General features: G+C 63.8%; 15 protein-coding genes. 4 read left to right on the top strand and 11 right to left on the bottom strand.

The window, feature by feature from the left end; genetic code table 11:
- Positions 1-32: 32 nt before the first annotated feature.
- The 7 genes from AC25ND_RS18950 to AC25ND_RS18980 form a co-directional block, all read right to left on the bottom strand.
- The gene (locus AC25ND_RS18950; RefSeq protein WP_028692399.1) at positions 33-467 is read right to left on the bottom strand and encodes a GNAT family N-acetyltransferase; all 435 of its coding nucleotides are present in this window, start codon (positions 465-467) and stop codon (positions 33-35) included.
- A complete protein-coding gene (locus AC25ND_RS18955; protein ID WP_028692398.1) occupies positions 460-1,626 on the bottom strand; it encodes a ribosomal protein uL16 3-hydroxylase in 1,167 nt (388 codons plus the stop codon). The genes AC25ND_RS18950 and AC25ND_RS18955 overlap by 8 nt, the downstream gene beginning before the upstream one ends.
- A gap of 81 nt (positions 1,627-1,707) precedes the next feature.
- Positions 1,708-3,078, bottom strand: coding sequence for an adenylosuccinate lyase (purB, locus tag AC25ND_RS18960; RefSeq protein WP_062359667.1), 1,371 nt, complete (start codon positions 3,076-3,078; stop codon positions 1,708-1,710).
- Positions 3,079-3,315: 237 nt separating this feature from the next.
- A complete protein-coding gene (hflD, locus tag AC25ND_RS18965) occupies positions 3,316-3,942 on the bottom strand; it encodes a high frequency lysogenization protein HflD (protein WP_028692396.1) in 627 nt (208 codons plus the stop codon).
- Positions 3,939-5,063 carry a tRNA 2-thiouridine(34) synthase MnmA gene (gene mnmA / locus AC25ND_RS18970; protein ID WP_028692395.1) on the bottom strand — a complete coding sequence of 375 codons (1,125 nt, stop codon included), beginning with the start codon at positions 5,061-5,063 and terminating at the stop codon, positions 3,939-3,941. Before mnmA ends, hflD begins: the two co-directional genes overlap by 4 nt.
- Positions 5,064-5,122: 59 nt before the next feature.
- Positions 5,123-5,563 carry an NUDIX hydrolase gene (locus tag AC25ND_RS18975; RefSeq protein WP_028692394.1) on the bottom strand — a complete coding sequence of 147 codons (441 nt, stop codon included), beginning with the start codon at positions 5,561-5,563 and terminating at the stop codon, positions 5,123-5,125.
- Positions 5,564-5,731: 168 nt separating this feature from the next.
- Positions 5,732-7,957, bottom strand: a complete 2,226-nt coding sequence (locus AC25ND_RS18980; RefSeq protein ID WP_062359668.1) for an NADP-dependent isocitrate dehydrogenase — start codon at positions 7,955-7,957, stop codon at positions 5,732-5,734.
- A gap of 460 nt (positions 7,958-8,417) precedes the next feature.
- Between AC25ND_RS18980 and icd the strand changes: the two genes are divergently transcribed.
- Entirely contained in the window at positions 8,418-9,674 is a 1,257-nt protein-coding gene (gene icd, locus AC25ND_RS18985) for an NADP-dependent isocitrate dehydrogenase (RefSeq protein WP_028692392.1), read from the top strand.
- A gap of 78 nt (positions 9,675-9,752) precedes the next feature.
- Here icd and cspD read toward each other — a convergent pair whose 3' ends face one another.
- Positions 9,753-10,007: a cold shock domain-containing protein CspD gene (cspD, locus tag AC25ND_RS18990; protein WP_036986657.1), complete on the bottom strand. Its 255-nt coding sequence runs from the start codon at positions 10,005-10,007 to the stop codon at positions 9,753-9,755.
- Between the two features lie 231 nt (positions 10,008-10,238).
- On the opposite strand from cspD, the gene clpS reads away from it, so the two are divergent.
- Positions 10,239-10,613 carry an ATP-dependent Clp protease adapter ClpS gene (gene clpS / locus AC25ND_RS18995; RefSeq protein ID WP_028692390.1) on the top strand — a complete coding sequence of 125 codons (375 nt, stop codon included), beginning with the start codon at positions 10,239-10,241 and terminating at the stop codon, positions 10,611-10,613.
- 30 nt (positions 10,614-10,643) lie between these two features.
- Complete coding sequence (gene clpA, locus AC25ND_RS19000; protein WP_069017326.1) at positions 10,644-12,914, top strand: ATP-dependent Clp protease ATP-binding subunit ClpA; 2,271 nt, start codon at positions 10,644-10,646, stop codon at positions 12,912-12,914.
- Between the two features lie 83 nt (positions 12,915-12,997).
- On the opposite strand, the gene infA is transcribed toward clpA, so the two are convergent.
- From infA to aat, 3 genes are all read right to left on the bottom strand, one after another.
- Positions 12,998-13,216, bottom strand: coding sequence for a translation initiation factor IF-1 (infA, locus tag AC25ND_RS19005; RefSeq protein ID WP_002553999.1), 219 nt, complete (start codon positions 13,214-13,216; stop codon positions 12,998-13,000).
- Between the two features lie 103 nt (positions 13,217-13,319).
- A complete protein-coding gene (locus AC25ND_RS19010; RefSeq protein WP_069017327.1) occupies positions 13,320-14,027 on the bottom strand; it encodes an arginyltransferase in 708 nt (235 codons plus the stop codon).
- Between the two features lie 57 nt (positions 14,028-14,084).
- A complete protein-coding gene (gene aat / locus AC25ND_RS19015; protein WP_028692387.1) occupies positions 14,085-14,765 on the bottom strand; it encodes a leucyl/phenylalanyl-tRNA--protein transferase in 681 nt (226 codons plus the stop codon).
- Between the two features lie 338 nt (positions 14,766-15,103).
- On the opposite strand from aat, the gene ftsK reads away from it, so the two are divergent.
- A complete protein-coding gene (gene ftsK, locus AC25ND_RS19020; RefSeq protein ID WP_486976520.1) occupies positions 15,104-17,518 on the top strand; it encodes a DNA translocase FtsK in 2,415 nt (804 codons plus the stop codon).
- Positions 17,519-17,538 lie beyond the last annotated feature (20 nt).

The raw sequence follows: 17,538 nt of genomic DNA on the forward strand, positions 1-17,538 counted from the left end.
CCGCTCCTAAAAGAGCAGGCCAACGTGATGGCTCAGGCCATCTCGCGCGAGTCGCGAACCATGTCCACGTGCGGAATGCCAGCCTCGAGGAACTCCTCGCTGACCACGCGGAACCCCAGGCGCTCATAGAATGGCGTGGCGTGCACCTGGGCGCTGAGCATCTGCTGCTTGAGGTCGCGGTTCTGCGCCTCGACGATCACCGCGCGCATCAGCGCGTCGCCCACATGCAGGCCGCGCCAGTCCTTGAGCACCGAGACCCGGCCGATGGTGCCGTCGGGCAGCAGGCGGGCGGTACCGATCGGGTAGTCGCCCTCCATGGCCAGGAAGTGCACGGCGGTCGGGTCTTCTGCGTCGAATTCCAGCTCCGGCGGCACGTGCTGCTCGGCGACGAACACGGCGCTGCGGATGCGGTGGATGTCGGCGTTGTCCTTGTGCCAGTCGGCCAGTCGAACACTGATCTTATTCATCGGCGAATCCCAGGCTGCCTTGCATGACCAGTTGTTGTACCAGCATCAGGCCGTCTTCGTCTTCCAGCCACTGCCCAAGGTTCTCGCTGTGCAGGGCGTCGGCGGAGCAGATCAGCTTCAGCAGTTCGCGCAATTTACCCGGCAGCGGACAGCTGCGACCGCTGGCGAACAGCAGCAGATCGTCGCCGAACTCCGACCAGGCCAGGCGTGCGCTCGGGTTGCGGATCAGGATGGCGCCCTGGCCGAGGTAGTCGAGCAGTTCCTGCTCGCTCAGCTCTTCACCCACCACCTGCTCGGGGTAACGCGGCTCGGTCATGAACTGGCCGAACCAGGTCAGCAGCAGGTCCTTGTCGGCCATGTGCTTGTCGATCAGCGCCTTGAGGCGGTCGAGGGCGTCGTGCTGGATCTGGTGCGGGTCGCTGACCGGCTGGGCGTCGGCGTCGCTGTAGCGCTCTTCCTCCGGCAGGAACTGGCCGAGGAAGTCGGTGAAGTGGGTCAGCACTTCGGCGGCGCTCGGGGCGCGGAAGCCCACCGAGTAGGTCAGGCACTCGCTCTCGGCAACGCCGTAGTGGGCCAGGCGCGGCGGCAGGTAGAGCATGTCACCCGGCTCCAGGGTCCACTCTTCGCTCTGCTCGAAGTCGGCCAGGATGCGCAGGTCGGCGTGGTCGATCAGCGCGCTGTCGCTGTTGCACATCTGCCCGACTTTCCAGTTGCGCGTGCCGTCGCCCTGCAGCAGGAATACGTCGTAGTTGTCGAAGTGCGGGCCGACGCTGCCGCCGGGCGCCGCATAGCTGATCATCACATCGTCGATGCGCCAGCTCGGCAGGAAGCGGAACGCTTCAAGCAGTTCGGCCACTTCCGGCACGAACTGGTCAACCGCCTGCACCAGCAGGGTCCAGTCGCGCTCGGGCAGGTCGGCGAAAGCGTCCTCGGCGAACGGGCCGCGGCGCAGCTCCCACGGGCGCTCGCCGTGTTCGAGTACCAGGCGCGACTCGACTTCTTCTTCCAGGGCCAGGCCGGCCAGCTCGTCGGCGTCGATAGGGCTGACGAAGTCGGGGAAGGCCTGACGCACCAGCAGCGGCTTTTTCTGCCAGTAGTCGCGCAGGAATTCACGGGCCGTGAGGCCGCCCAACAGTTGCAGTGGAGTATCAGAATTCATGTTCAACCTATTGAAAAAACTTAGTTTTCGTACGGGAATAAAAACGCCCGGCCAGGCCGGGCGTTGTACGCGACGCTCAGCTTAGATGCGTTTGGCCTGGGCCACGGCGTTGCCGATGTAGGTCGCCGGGGTCAGTTGCTTGAGCTCGGCCTTGGCTTCGGCCGGCATGTCCAGGCCGTCGATGAAGGTCAGCAGCGCTTCAGGGGTGATGCCCTTGCCACGGGTCAGCTCCTTGAGCTTCTCGTAGGGGTTCTCGATGTTGAAGCGGCGCATCACGGTCTGGATCGGCTCGGCCAGGACTTCCCAGCAGGCGTCCAGGTCGGCGGCGATGCGGGCGGCGTTGACTTCCAGCTTGCCGATGCCTTTCAGGCTGGCTTCGTAGGCGATGACGCTGTGGGCGAAGCCCACGCCCAGGTTGCGCAGCACGGTGGAGTCGGTCAGGTCGCGCTGCCAGCGCGAGATCGGCAGCTTGCTGGCCAGGTGCTGGAACAGTGCATTGGCGATGCCCAGGTTGCCTTCGGAGTTCTCGAAGTCGATCGGGTTGACCTTGTGCGGCATGGTCGAGGAGCCGATTTCGCCGGCGACGGTCTTCTGCTTGAAGTAGCCCAGCGAGATGTAGCCCCAGACGTCGCGGTCGAAGTCGATGAGGATGGTGTTGAAGCGGGCGATGGCGTCGAACAGCTCGGCGATGTAGTCGTGCGGCTCGATCTGGGTGGTGTAGGGGTTGAACACCAGGCCCAGCTCGTCCTCGATGAAGGCGCGGGCGTTGGCTTCCCAGTCGATCTGCGAGTAGGCCGACAGGTGGGCGTTGTAGTTGCCCACGGCGCCGTTGATCTTGCCCAGCAGCGGCACGGCTGCCACCTGGGCGATCTGGCGCTCCAGGCGGTAGACGACGTTGGCCAGCTCTTTACCCAGGGTGGTCGGCGAGGCCGGCTGGCCGTGGGTGCGCGACAGCATCGGCACGTCGGCGTGGGCGTGGGCCAGTGCACGGATGGATTCGGCGATCTGGCGCATCAGCGGCAGCAGCACGTCGTCACGGCCGGCGCGCAGCATCAGGGCGTGGGACAGGTTATTGATGTCCTCGCTGGTGCAGGCGAAGTGGATGAACTCGCTGACCTTGGCCAGCTCAGGCAGTTGAGCCGCTTGCTCCTTGAGCAGGTACTCGATGGCCTTGACGTCGTGGTTGGTGGTGCGCTCGATTTCCTTGACGCGTTCGGCGTGCTCAAGTTTGAAATCGGTGGCCAGGCTGTCCAGCACGGCGTTGGCTTCGGCGGAGAACGCCGGCACTTCGCCGATCTGCGGGTGGGCGGCCAGGCGCTGCAGCCAGCGTACTTCGACCAAGGCGCGGAAACGGATCAGGCCGAATTCGCTGAAAATGGGGCGCAAGGCCTGGGTTTTGCCGGCATAACGGCCGTCTACAGGGGAAACCGCAGTGAGCGAGGAGAGCTGCATGGGGTGTTCTCGGACAGTCAGGCTTTTGGAAGGGCGCATATCATACATGAAAAACGCGCCCGAGTCGGGTGGCTGACCAAAGGTCGGGCCTATCAAAACTGTTGCGATCCCCTGTAGGAGCGGCCTTTTGTCGCGAAAGGGCTGCGCAGCAGCCCCGGCAATCTTGAGTCAGGCTCGAGATCCTGGGGCCGCGCTGCGGCCCTTTCGCGACACAAGGCCGCTCCTACAGGTTCTGCGTCAATCGTTGGTACGCATCATCCCGTACAGTTCATTGAGCAACTTGCGCCGGCTGAACACCAGCTGCCAGCGGTGTCCGCCCAGCTGGCGCCACAGGCGCGCCGCGCGGATGCCGGCCAGCAGCAGGGCGCGGATCTTCGAGGCGTTGCTGGCCTGCTGCAGGAAACGCATGTCGCCGTGCACCTGGATGCGCTGGCGCAGGGTGCTCAGGGTGTCCTGGTACAAGGCTCCACTGGAAGCAATGACGTTTTCGTGAACCAGGCCGAAATGCTCGGCCTGGGACTGGATCTGCGGCAGGCGGTTGCCGATGGTGTCGAGCATGTCGCCACGCTTGTTCAACTGGCGCTCAAGGCCCAGCATCGACAGGGCGTAGCGCAGCGGCTCGCGCTGCAGGCTGCTGGGGTCGCGCTCCAGGGCGCCGACCAGCGCGCGGTAGCCGTCGCGCAGGTTGAGGTCGTCGCCGCCGAACACCTCCAGGGTATCCTTCGGGTCGCGCACCAGCAGGCTGCCGAGCATGCAACCGATGTTGGCTTCGCTGGCCTGGCCGGTGCGGGCGATGCGGTCGACCAGCACCGCGGCCTGGAACACACCACCCAGGGCGACCAACTGCTCCTGAAGGTTGTTCATCGGCGCGGGCTCCACGGCTCGGCGATCTCGATCACGCCGCCGCCCAGGCACACCTCGCCGTCATAGAACACCACCGACTGGCCCGGGGTGACGGCGCGCTGCGGCTCGTCGAACACGGCGCGGTAGCCGCTCTCGGTGCGTTCCAGGGTGCACTGCTGGTCGCCCTGGCGGTAGCGCACCTTGGCGGTCAGGCGGCGCGGGCTGGACAGGTCGATCGGGTTGACCCAGAAAATTTCCGAGGCCAGCAGGGCGCGGGAGAACAGCCACGGGTGCTCGTTGCCCTGGCCGACCACCAGCACATTGCGCGCGAGGTCTTTTTCCAGCACGTACCACGGCTCGTCGCCGGCGTCCTTCAGGCCGCCGATGCCCAGGCCCTGGCGCTGGCCGATGGTGTGGTACATCAGGCCATGGTGCTGGCCGATCACTTCACCCTCGGTGGTCTGGATCTCGCCGGGCTGGGCCGGCAGGTACTGCTTGAGAAAATCGCTGAAGCGGCGCTCACCGATGAAGCAGATGCCGGTGGAGTCCTTCTTCTTGGCGGTGGCCAGGCCGTGTTTTTCGGCGATGGCGCGTACCTCGGGCTTTTCCAGCTCGCCGACCGGGAACAGGGTGCGGGCGATTTCCTTGCCGCCGACGGCATGCAGGAAATAGCTCTGGTCCTTGTTCGGGTCCAGGCCCTTGAGCAGCTCGGTCAGCGCGCCAGTGTCGCGGCGGCGCACGTAGTGGCCAGTGGCGATCAGGTCGGCGCCCAGGGACAGGGCGTAGTCGAGGAACGCCTTGAACTTGATCTCGCGGTTGCAGAGGATGTCCGGGTTGGGCGTACGGCCGGCCTTGTACTCCTCGAGGAAGTGCTCGAACACGTTGTCCCAGTATTCGGCGGCGAAGTTGGCAGTGTGCAGCTTGATGCCGATGCGGTCGCACACGGCCTGGGCGTCGGCCAGGTCTTCGCGGGCGGTGCAGTATTCGGTGCCGTCGTCTTCTTCCCAGTTCTTCATGAACAGACCTTCCACCTGGTAGCCCTGCTCGATGAGCAGAAGGGCGGAGACGGAAGAGTCCACGCCGCCGGACATGCCGACGATGACGCGGGTCTTGGCGGGGTCTTTGAGTGCTGGGCTGGTCATGGCTACCGGTGTGTATCAGAGGGGAAAAACGCCGATTCTATCAAACCCGTGGGCTGGCGTCAGTCGCGCAGCAGGTCGAGGCTGTGCAGCGGGCCTTTGAGATAGTCGTCGAGGCAGCGCGGTACCAGCTCGCTACGCCAGCGTGACGGCTCGGCCAGCAGTTCGTCGCGGGTCAGCCACACGGCACGGACGATGTCGCTGTCCAGCGCCAGGTCGGCATGATGGTGCACGGGGCGGGCGGCGAAGCAGATGCGCTGGTAGGTGACGCCGTTGCTCGGGGCGGTATAGAGGTAGATGCCGACCACGCCGGTGAGTTCGACTTCCCAGGCGGTTTCCTCGAGGGTTTCGCGCAGGGCGGCCTGGGCGATGGTCTCGTTGGCCTCGAGGTGGCCGGCGGGCTGATTGAATACATGTTGGCCGGCCTTGAACTCCTCGACGAAGAGGAACTTGCCGTCGTGTTCGACGATGGTGGCGACGGTGATGTGGGGTTGCCAGGTCATACAGTGGGCTCCATGGCGGGGCGTGGGAGCGGGCTTGCCCCGCGATTGCGCCCATACAGGTTCAGCGCAATCGCGGGGCAAGCCCGCTCCCACGGGAGATTTCACAAACTTCAAAAAGCACAAACCCCGGTGCGTGGCCGGGGTCTGTGCTGTTACGTCAAGCGAACCTTACAGGGCGGCGATGGCGCTGTTCAGGGTCTGGCTTGGGCGCATCACCTTGGCGGTCAGCTCGGCATCCGGGGCGTAGTAGCCACCGATGTCGGCCGGCTTGCCCTGGACGGCGTTGAGCTCGGCGACGATGGTCGCCTCGTTCTCGCTCAGGGTCTTGGCCAGCGGGGCGAAGCGCGCCTGCAGGGCGGTGTCGTCGGTCTGGGCGGCCAGTGCTTCTGCCCAGTACAGGGTCAGGTAGAAGTGGCTGCCACGGTTGTCGATACCGCCGACCTTGCGCGAAGGCGACTTGTTGGTGTCGAGGAACTTGCCGGTAGCCTGGTCCAGGGTGTTGGCCAGGACCTTGGCGCGCGGGTTGTCGTAGGTGTTGCCCAGGTGCTCCAGAGAGGCGGCCAGGGCCAGGAACTCACCCAGCGAGTCCCAGCGCAGGAAGTTCTCTTCAACCAGCTGCTGCACGTGCTTCGGTGCCGAACCACCGGCGCCGGTCTCGAACAGGCCACCGCCGTTCATCAGCGGAACGATCGACAGCATCTTGGCGCTGGTGCCCAGTTCCATGATCGGGAACAGGTCGGTCAGGTAGTCACGCAGCACGTTGCCGGTCACCGAGATGGTGTCCTTGCCTTCGCGGATGCGGGCCAGGGAGAACTTGATGGCGTCGACCGGGGCCAGGATGCGGATGTCCAGGCCGGAGGTGTCGTGATCCTTCAGGTACTGCTGCACCTTCTCGATCATCACGCCGTCGTGGGCGCGGGCCGGGTCCAGCCAGAACACCGCCGGGGTGTTGCTCAGGCGGGCGCGGTTGACGGCCAGCTTGACCCAGTCCTGGATCGGCGCGTCCTTGGTCTGGCACATACGGAAGATGTCACCGGCTTCGACGTCCTGCTCCAGCACGACCTTGCCCTTGCCATCGACCACGCGCACGACGCCGTCGGCCTTGATCTGGAAGGTCTTGTCGTGGGAGCCGTACTCTTCGGCTTTTTGCGCCATCAGGCCGACGTTCGGCACGCTGCCCATGGTGGTCGGGTCGAAGGCGCCGTTGGCCTTGCAGTCTTCGATGGTGGCCTGGTAGATGCCGGCGTAGCAGCGGTCCGGGATGATCGCCTTGGCGTCCTGCAGTTCACCGGCGGTGTTCCACATCTTGCCCGAGTCGCGGATCATCGCAGGCATCGAGGCGTCGACGATGACGTCGCTCGGTACGTGCAGGTTGGTGATGCCCTTGTCCGAGTTGACCATGGCCAGGGCCGGGCGAACGGCGTACAGGGCCTGGATGTCGGCTTCGATCTCGGCTTGCTTCTCGGCAGGCAGATCCTTGATGCGGGCGTACAGGTCGCCGATGCCGTTGTTGGCGTTGAAGCCCACCTGGCTGAGTGCGGCTGCGTGCTTGGCCAGTACGTCGCCGTAGAACTCTTCGACGATCACGCCGAACATGATCGGGTCGGAGACCTTCATCATGGTGGCTTTCAGGTGCACCGACAGCAGCACGCCAGAGGCCTTGGCATCGGCGATCTGCTCGGCGATGAAGGCTTTCAGGGCCTTGCGGCTCAGGGTGGCGCAGTCGATGACTTCGGCGGCCTTGACGGCGGTTTTTTCTTTCAGGACGGTGGTGGCGCCGTCCTTGCCGACCAGCTCGATGCGCAGGCTGTCGTCAGCCTCGATCAGCGCGGCTTTTTCGCTGCCGTAGAAGTCGCCCTGGGTCATGTGGGCAACGTGCGACTTGGAGTCGGCGGCCCAGGCGCCCATCTTGTGCGGGTGCTTGCGGGCGTAGTTCTTGACCGACAGCGGGGCGCGGCGGTCGGAGTTGCCTTCGCGCAGGACCGGGTTCACGGCGCTGCCCTTGATGCGGTCGTAGCGGGCGCGGGATTCTTTTTCCTCGGCGCTGGCCGGCTCGTCGGCATAGTCGGGGATGTTGAAGCCCTTGGCTTGCAGCTCCTTGATCGCGGCCTTCAGCTGTGGAACCGACGCGGAGATGTTCGGCAGCTTGATGATGTTGGCTTCAGGGGTGGTGGCCAGCTGGCCCAGTTCCGCCAGGTGATCGCCTACCTGCTTCTCGGCACCCAGTTGCTCCGGGAAGGCGGCGAGGATACGGCCGGCCAGGGAGATGTCACGGGTTTCGACGGCGATATCGGCCGAAGCGGTGAAGGCCTCGACGATCGGCAGCAGCGAGTAGGTGGCGAGGGCGGGGGCTTCGTCGGTGAAGGTGTAGATGATCTTGGAACGGGTGGGCATGCGGGTTAACTCTCTATGTGCTGAGCGTACTCGAGTCTCGAGGTGCGCAGGGTAGGCGCTTCGCCCTGGCGACGCCATGAGCGGAAAGTCGAGAGGCTGCGAGCGGTGATGGTGGATGCATCAGTCGAGCGTCAAGTGCTGGGCCGCGGTAACAACCCAGGCTTTGCGGTCATTCATGACCAAGGGCGAGCCGCATTTTCCTAGGGTTCGCCCCGATGACCCTATGGTCGCGCCGGAGTATATCAAACCCTTTGGGCTATTCAGCAAGGTGAACTGGTATCAGCGCATTTATAAGACCAAAGACGTAGGAGCAATGTGGCGTGTTGCCGCAGGCTGCCAGGGGGATTTTCCAATCCTTTTTCGACTGTCGTGGCAGCGAGCTTGCAGGTCGGCAGATGTGGTTTAGGCTCAGTGGATCGCACGATTTCCAATCACACCAGGAAAAGCGGAGTAGTGCAGCATGGGATACCAGAAAATCAAGGTTCCGTCTGATGGTGCCAAGATCACTGTCAATGCAGACCATTCGCTCAACGTTCCCGATAACCCCATCATTCCCTACATCGAAGGTGACGGCATTGGCGTGGACGTGTCGCCGGTGATGATCAAGGTGGTCGACGCCGCCGTGCAGAAAGCCTACGGCGGCAAGCGCAAGATCGCCTGGATGGAGGTGTACGCCGGCGAGAAGGCCACCCAGGTCTACGACCAGGATACCTGGCTGCCCCAGGAAACCCTGGACGCGGTGCGCGACTACGTGGTGTCGATCAAGGGGCCGCTGACCACCCCGGTTGGCGGCGGCATCCGCTCGCTCAACGTGGCCCTGCGCCAGCAGCTGGACCTCTATGTGTGCCTGCGCCCGGTGGTCTGGTTCCAGGGCGTGCCGAGCCCGGTGAAAAAGCCGGGTGACGTCGACATGGTGATCTTCCGCGAGAATTCCGAGGACATCTATGCCGGCATCGAGTGGAAGGCCGGTTCGCCCGAGGCGAACAAGGTGATCAAGTTCCTCAAGGAAGAAATGGGCGTCACCAAGATCCGCTTCGACCAGGACTGCGGTATTGGCGTCAAGCCAGTCTCGAAGGAGGGCACCAAGCGCCTGGTGCGCAAGGCCCTGCAGTATGTGGTGGACAACGACCGCAAGTCGCTGACCCTGGTGCACAAGGGCAACATCATGAAGTTCACCGAAGGGGCCTTCAAGGACTGGGGCTACGAGGTGGCACGCGACGAGTTCGGCGCCGAGCTGCTCGATGGCGGCCCGTGGATGAAGTTCAGGAATCCGAAGACAGGCCGCGAGGTGATCGTCAAGGATGCCATCGCCGACGCCATGCTCCAGCAGATCCTGCTGCGTCCGGCCGAGTACGATGTGATTGCCACCCTCAACCTCAACGGCGACTACCTGTCCGATGCCCTGGCGGCGGAAGTGGGTGGTATCGGCATCGCGCCAGGCGCCAACCTGTCGGATACCGTGGCCATGTTCGAGGCCACACACGGCACCGCGCCGAAGTACGCCGGCAAGGACCAGGTCAACCCGGGCTCGGTGATCCTCTCGGCGGAAATGATGCTGCGGCACATGGGCTGGACCGAGGCGGCCGACCTGATCATCAAGGGCACCAATGGCGCCATTGCGGCCAAGACCGTGACCTATGACTTCGAGCGCCTGATGGACGGCGCGACACTGGTCGGTAGTTCGGGCTTTGGCGAGGCGCTGATCAAGCACATGTAAGCGGGGCAAAAAAACCGGTCGCCTCTTTATATTAAAGGGGCGACCGGCTTTTTCGTTTACCGGCAGACAGGTTGGGAATCAGACTTCGACGGTATTGTTTGGGTTCGTCGCGCTGGCCTGGACGTTGCTGGTGGCGCTTCTGATGTCGGTCGCGTGCAGCCCTTTGGGGCCCTGGATGATCTCGAAGTTCACGGCCTGGCCGGCTTTCAGCGTCTTGTAACCGTCCATCTGGATCGCTGAATAGTGGGCGAACAGATCATCGGTCTTGCCATCCTCGTTGATGAATCCGTAGCCCTTGGCATTGTTGAACCACTTGACTTTACCGCTTGCCATCCCTATGTCCCTCTGCAAAGGACTCCATCACTGGAGTATCATCCACTTCATCCGCATACGAACCTTGCGAGAAAATCTGGTTGACTGCGCGGATCTTTATCGACCACGGTGGGTTCTTATTGGTTGTAACACCGTTTTGCCGATAGTCAAGGTCAGCCGGCGCCTGCGCCGGGAGCGGCCTGCGCGGTCAACCCACAACCTTAACCTGTCGATCATGATGAAATTCTTTCCATGCATGTACCCAGTGAGATTCGACTAACATTCAATCAGGATCGCCCCCAGTCGCATGAGGACGGGCATGAGGACGATGGCGCGGGCCTTGCCGTCCAGGAGGCCAAGCCGATCCTGCAGGCGCCGCCGATGTACAAGGTGGTTTTGTTCAACGATGACTACACGCCGATGGATTTCGTCGTCGAAGTGCTCGAGACGTTCTTCAATCTGAACCGCGAGCTGGCAACGAAGATCATGCTGACCGTCCATACCGAAGGGCGGGCAGTATGCGGATTGTTTACCCGTGACATCGCCGAGACAAAGGCCATGCAGGTCAACCAATACGCCAGGGAAAGCCAGCATCCGCTACTCTGTGAAATCGAGAAGGACGGTTAATCGCCGACCACTTGGGTATGAGGTGAAGCTATGTTAAACCGCGAGCTCGAAGTCACCCTCAATCTGGCCTTCAAGGAGGCCCGTTCGAAGCGTCATGAGTTCATGACCGTCGAACACCTGCTGCTGGCACTCCTTGACAATGAGGCTGCCGCGACCGTTCTGCGCGCCTGTGGCGCCAATCTCGACAAACTCAAGCACGACCTGCAGGAGTTCATCGATTCGACCACCCCGCTGATCCCTGTGCATGACGAGGACCGCGAGACGCAACCGACCCTGGGCTTCCAGCGTGTGCTGCAGCGTGCCGTGTTCCACGTGCAGAGCTCCGGCAAGCGCGAAGTGACCGGCGCCAATGTGCTGGTGGCGATCTTCAGCGAACAGGAAAGCCAGGCAGTGTTCCTGCTCAAGCAGCAGAGCGTGGCGCGCATCGACGTTGTCAACTACATCGCCCACGGCATCAGCAAGGTGCCGGGCCACGGTTCGCACAACGAAAGCGAGCAGGACATGCAGGACGAGGAGGGCGGCGAAGCGTCGTCGTCCAGCAACCCGCTGGACGCCTATGCCAGCAACCTGAATGAACTGGCCCGGGCTGGGCGCATCGACCCGCTGGTCGGGCGCGAGCAGGAGGTCGAGCGCGTGGCGCAGATCCTCGCCCGCCGGCGCAAGAACAACCCGCTGCTGGTCGGCGAGGCCGGCGTGGGCAAGACCGCCATCGCCGAAGGCTTGGCCAAGCGCATCGTCGACGGGCAGGTGCCCGACCTGCTGGCGCAGAGCGTGGTCTACTCCCTCGATCTCGGCGCGCTGCTGGCCGGTACCAAGTACCGCGGCGACTTCGAGAAGCGCTTCAAGGCGCTGCTCGGCGAGCTGCGCAAGCGCCCGCAGGCGATCCTGTTCATCGACGAGATCCACACCATCATCGGCGCCGGTGCGGCCTCCGGTGGCGTGATGGATGCGTCCAACCTGCTCAAGCCGCTGCTGTCGTCCGGTGAGATCCGTTGCATCGGCTCGACCACCTTCCAGGAGTTCCGCGGCATCTTCGAGAAGGATCGCGCCCTGGCGCGGCGCTTCCAGAAAGTCGACGTCACCGAGCCGTCGGTGGAGGACACCGTGGGCATCCTGCGCGGGCTCAAGGGCCGCTTCGAGAGCCACCACAACATCGAGTACAGCGACGAGGCCCTGCGCGCCGCCGCCGAACTGGCCTCGCGCTACATCAACGACCGGCATATGCCCGACAAGGCCATCGACGTGATCGACGAGGCCGGCGCCTACCAGCGCCTGCAGCCGGAAGCCAGTCGGGTCAAGCGCATCGACGTGCCGCAGGTCGAGGATATCGTCGCCAAGATCGCGCGGATTCCGCCGAAGCACGTCACCAGCTCCGACAAGGAGCTGCTGCGCAACCTCGAGCGTGACCTGAAACTGACCGTGTTCGGCCAGGATGCGGCGATCGACTCGCTTGCCACCGCCATCAAGCTGTCCCGTGCCGGCCTCAAGGCGCCGGACAAGCCAGTCGGCTCGTTCCTGTTCGCCGGCCCCACCGGCGTGGGCAAGACCGAGGCCGCCCGTCAGCTGGCCAAGGCCCTGGGCGTGGAACTGGTGCGCTTCGACATGTCCGAGTACATGGAGCGGCATACCGTGTCGCGCCTGATCGGTGCGCCGCCCGGCTATGTCGGGTTCGACCAGGGCGGTCTGCTGACCGAGGCCATCACCAAGCAACCGCACTGCGTGCTGCTGCTCGACGAGATCGAGAAGGCCCACCCGGAAGTCTTCAACCTGCTGCTGCAGGTAATGGATCACGGGACCCTGACCGACAACAACGGGCGCAAGGCGGACTTCCGCAACGTGATCCTGATCATGACCACCAACGCCGGCGCCGAAACCGCCGCGCGGGCCTCGATCGGCTTCACCCACCAGGACCACTCGTCCGACGCGATGGAGGTCATCCGCAAGAGCTTCACGCCGGAGTTCCGCAACCGCCTGGATACCATCATCCAGTTCGGCCGCCTGTCCCACGAGACGATCAAGAGCATCGTCGACAAGTTCCTCATCGAACTGCAGGCGCAGCTGGAAGACAAGCGTGTGCTGCTGGAGGTCACCGACGCCGCCCGCGGCTGGCTGGCGGCCTCGGGCTACGACGTGCAGATGGGCGCACGGCCGATGGCGCGGCTGATCCAGGACAAGATCAAGCGGCCGCTGGCCGAGGAGATCCTGTTTGGCGAGCTGGCCGAGCACGGTGGTGTAGTGCATATCGACCTGCGCGATGGCGAGCTGGTGTTCGATTACGAGACCACGGCTGAAGTCGCGTAAGGCTGGGGCTGCACAGCAGCCCCGTTTTATGGAAGCCCACAAAAAAGCCCGGCACATTGGCCGGGCTTTTTCATGGCTGGAGCTTAGCGCGCACGGTAGGTGATGCGGCCCTTGCTCAGGTCATACGGCGTCAGTTCGACGCGGACCTTGTCGCCAGTGAGAATACGGATGTAGTTCTTGCGCATTTTGCCAGAGATATGCGCGGTAACGACGTGCCCGTTTTCCAACTCCACGCGGAACATGGTGTTGGGCAGGGTGTCGACGACAGTGCCTTCCATTTCGAAGCTGTCTTCTTTCGACATGCAGTAAAGCCCTCGGTATCCAGTGATGGCCCGACGCACGACTGCACCGGGCAAAAAAGTGGCGTGGATTATGCCCGAAATTTGTGTTTCAAGCCAATGCCTTTCAGTTGAGGGTGACCCAGCGCTGGTTGATCAGCAGTTCGATGGGGCGATACTGGGTTTTGTAATTCATTTTCTTGCAGTTCTTGATCCAGTAACCGAGGTACACCGCCTCGAGGTCCTGGCGCAGGGCCTCGGTGATCTGCCAGAGGATGGCATAGCGCCCCAGGCTGCGGCGCTCCTCGTCGGGCTCGTAGAAGGTGTACACCGCTGACAGCCCATTGGGCAGCAGGTCGCACACCGCCACGGCCAGCAGCCGGCCCTCCAGGCGGAACTCGTAGAACCAGCAGAACGGCAGGTCGCGGACCAGGAAGGTGGAGAACTGGTCGCGGCTGGGCGGGTACATGTCGCCGTCGGCGTGGCGCTGCTCGATATAGCGCCGGTACAGGTCGAAGTATTCTTCCTTGAAGGTCGGGCGGGCGGCGGTGACGGTCAGGTCGGCGTTGCGCTTGAGGATTCGGCGCTGCTGGCGGTTGGGAATGAAGCGCGCCGCCGGGATGCGCGCCGGCACGCAGGCGTTGCATTGCTGGCAATGCGGGCGATAGAGGTGATCGCCGCTGCGGCGAAAGCCCATCTCCGACAGGTCGGCATAGACGTGCACGTCCATCGGCTGGCTCGGGTCGAGAAACAGCGTGGTCGCCTGCTCATCCGGCAGGTAGCTGCAGGAGTGGGGTTGAGTGGCATAGAACTTCAACCGCGCCAGCTCTGTCATGATCAACCCCTTAGGTGAGACGTTGTCTCTAAGTGTAAGCCAGCTCCGGGAACTCGCCTAGGCAACCCAGTTGGCGCTGCTGGGCTGATCCAGGTACCGCGCCAGGTGGTTGGCGAACTCGACTCGGCTGATGGCGCGGGCGCCCAGGCTGTGCAGGTGGTCGGTGGGCATCTGGCAGTCGATCAGCACGAAGCCGGCCTGCCTGAGGTGTTCGACCAAGGTCACGAAGCCCACCTTGGAGGCGTTGTCGGCGCGGCTGAACATCGATTCGCCGAAGAACAGCCGACCCATGGCCAGGCCGTAGAGGCCGCCGACCAGCTCGCCGTCGCGACGCACCTCCACCGAATGGGCGATGCCGCGGCGGTGCAGCTCGCAGTAGGCGGCGCGCATGTTGTCGGTGATCCAGGTGCCGTCGGCATAGTTCCGCGGCGCGGCGCAGGCGGCGATCACCGCCGCGAAATCGCTGTCGAAGCTCACCTGGTAGCGGCCCTGGCGGATCAGCTTGGCCAGCGAGCGCGAGACGTGCAGCTCGTCCGGGAACAACACGGTGCGCGGGTCGGGCGACCACCAGAGGATCGGCTGGCCGTCCTGGTACCAGGGGAAGCAGCCGTGGCGATAGGCCGCGACCAGGCGGTCCGGGGTCAGGTCGCCGCCGGCGGCAAGCAGGCCGTTGGGGTCGTGCAGGGCCTTTTCCAGGGGGGGGAAGGTCAGCGAGTCGCGGGTCAGCCAGGTGAGCATGGGGTTCTTGAGCGGCGGGGGAGGGGAGAGGGCAGCATGGCGTGGGTTAAGAATGAGGTCAACGCCTTGCCAGATCGACAAATTGCCTTCGGCTTCGGCAGCGCCAGGCACCATCTGGCGCTTTTGCTGTCATACCTGTGCAAAAACACAGCATAAGCCTTTGTCACAAAAGAAAATGCATGCTCAAATTGCATCTATATGAAAGTAGCCCCCGTTCGCGCCCCACACGGCGTGCCGCCATGGCGGCTGGCGGGCAGTAATGTTAAAAGTAGTGGTTCATTGGCCAGTGACCGGCCAATCACTATTGGACGCGCAGCACGCGCAGGAATAGACGCGTTTTGAAGAAATCCACCGCAACTCCAGCCCCCTTGCCAGTGCCCCTGTGGCGGCAACAGCTGCACTATCGCCTGAAGGAAGGTGCGCTGATCGCCGTCGGCGCCCTGTGCCTGTACCTGTGGATGGCACTGGTCACCTACGACACCGCCGATCCGGGCTTCAGCCACACCAGCAACGCCGAGCAAGTGCAGAACGCCGCCGGCCGCGCCGGGGCCTACTTCGCCGATATCCTGTTCATGGTGCTCGGCTACTTCGCCTATATCTTCCCGCTGCTGCTGGCGATCAAGACCTGGCAGATCTTTCGCGAGCGTCACCAGCCCTGGCAGTGGAGCGGCTGGCTGTTCTCCTGGCGCCTGATCGGCCTGGTGTTCCTGGTGTTGTCGGGCGCGGCATTGGCGCATATCCACTTCCACCCACCGGCGAGCATGCCGTTCTCCGCCGGTGGTGCCCTGGGCGAGAGCCTCGGCGATCTGGCGCGCAACCTGCTCAACGTGCAGGGCAGCACGCTGATGTTCATCGCCCTGTTCCTGTTCGGCCTGACCGTGTTTACCGACCTTTCCTGGTTCAAGGTGATGGACATCACCGGCAAGATCACCCTCGACCTGTTCGAGCTGGTGCAGGGCGCCGCCAACCGCTGGTGGGAGGCGCGCAACGAGCGCAAGCGCCTGGTGGCGCAGCTGCGCGAGGTGGACGAGCAGGTCGATGAAGTGGTCGCCCCGGTGGTCGCCGACAAGCGCGAGCAGGTCAAGGCCCGCGAACGCATCATCGAGCGCGACGAGGCGCTGACCAAGCACATCGCCCAGCGTGAACAGCAACCAGCCCCGGTGATCAACCTGCCGACTCCGTCGGTCAAGGCGCCGGAGCCGAGCAAGCGGGTGATGAAGGAGAAGCAGGCGCCGTTGTTCGTCGACAGCGCCGTCGAAGGCACGCTGCCGTCGATCTCCATCCTCGACCCGGCCGAACAGAAGAAGGTCGAGTACTCGCCCGAATCCCTGGCCGCTGTCGGCCACCTGCTGGAAATCAAGCTGAAGGAATTCGGCGTGGAGGTCTCGGTCGACTCGATCCACCCGGGCCCGGTGATCACCCGCTATGAGATCCAGCCGGCCGCGGGCGTCAAGGTCAGCCGTATCGCCAACCTGGCCAAGGACCTGGCGCGTTCCCTGGCGGTGACCAGCGTGCGCGTGGTCGAGGTTATTCCCGGCAAGACCACCGTGGGTATCGAGATTCCCAACGAAAACCGCCAGATGGTGCGCTTCTCCGAGGTGCTGTCGTCGGCGCAATTCGACGAGAACAAGTCGCCGGTCACCCTGGCCCTGGGCCACGATATTGGCGGCAAGCCGGTGATCACCGACCTTGCCAAGATGCCGCACCTGCTGGTGGCCGGTACTACCGGTTCTGGTAAGTCGGTGGGCGTGAACGCGATGATCCTGTCGATCCTGTTCAAGTCGGGCCCGGAAGACGCGCGGCTGATCATGATCGACCCGAAAATGCTCGAGCTGTCGATCTACGAAGGCATTCCGCACCTGTTGTGCCCAGTGGTCACCGACATGAAGGACGCCGCCAACGCCCTGCGCTGGAGCGTCGCCGAGATGGAGCGCCGCTACAAGCTGATGGCGGCCATGGGCGTGCGTAACCTGGCCGGCTTCAACCGCAAGATCAAGGATGCCCAGGAGGCCGGCGAGATCATCCACGACCCGCTGTACCGTCGCGAAAGCATGGACGACGAGCCGCCGGCGCTGAAAACCCTGCCGACCATCGTGGTGGTGGTCGACGAATTCGCCGACATGATGATGATCGTCGGCAAGAAGGTCGAAGAGCTGATCGCACGTATCGCCCAAAAGGCCCGTGCAGCCGGTATCCACTTGATCCTGGCCACCCAGCGCCCGTCGGTGGACGTGATCACCGGCCTGATCAAGGCCAATATCCCGACCCGCATGGCATTTCAGGTATCGAGCAAGATCGACTCGCGGACCATCATCGACCAGGGTGGCGCCGAACAGCTGCTCGGCCACGGTGACATGCTCTACATGCCGCCGGGCACCAGCCTGCCGATTCGCGTGCATGGCGCGTTCGTTTCCGACGACGAGGTGCATCGCACGGTCGAGGCCTGGAAGCTGCGCGGCGCGCCGGACTACAACGATGACATCCTCAACGGCGTCGAGGAGGCCGGCAGCGGCTTCGACGGCGGCGGTGGCGGCGATGGCGACGACCCGGAAGCCGACGCGCTCTACGACGAAGCCGTGCAGTTCGTGCTGGAAAGCCGCCGGGCGTCGATCTCGGCGGTGCAGCGCAAGCTCAAGATCGGTTACAACCGCGCCGCGCGGATGATCGAGTCGATGGAGATGGCCGGCGTGGTCACGCCGATGAACAGCAACGGCTCGCGGGAAGTGATTGCCCCGGGCGGCCCGCGCGACTGATGAACAACCTGCCGGGCGCC

The sequence above is a fragment of the Pseudomonas sp. P110(2024) genome (assembly GCF_057480795.1).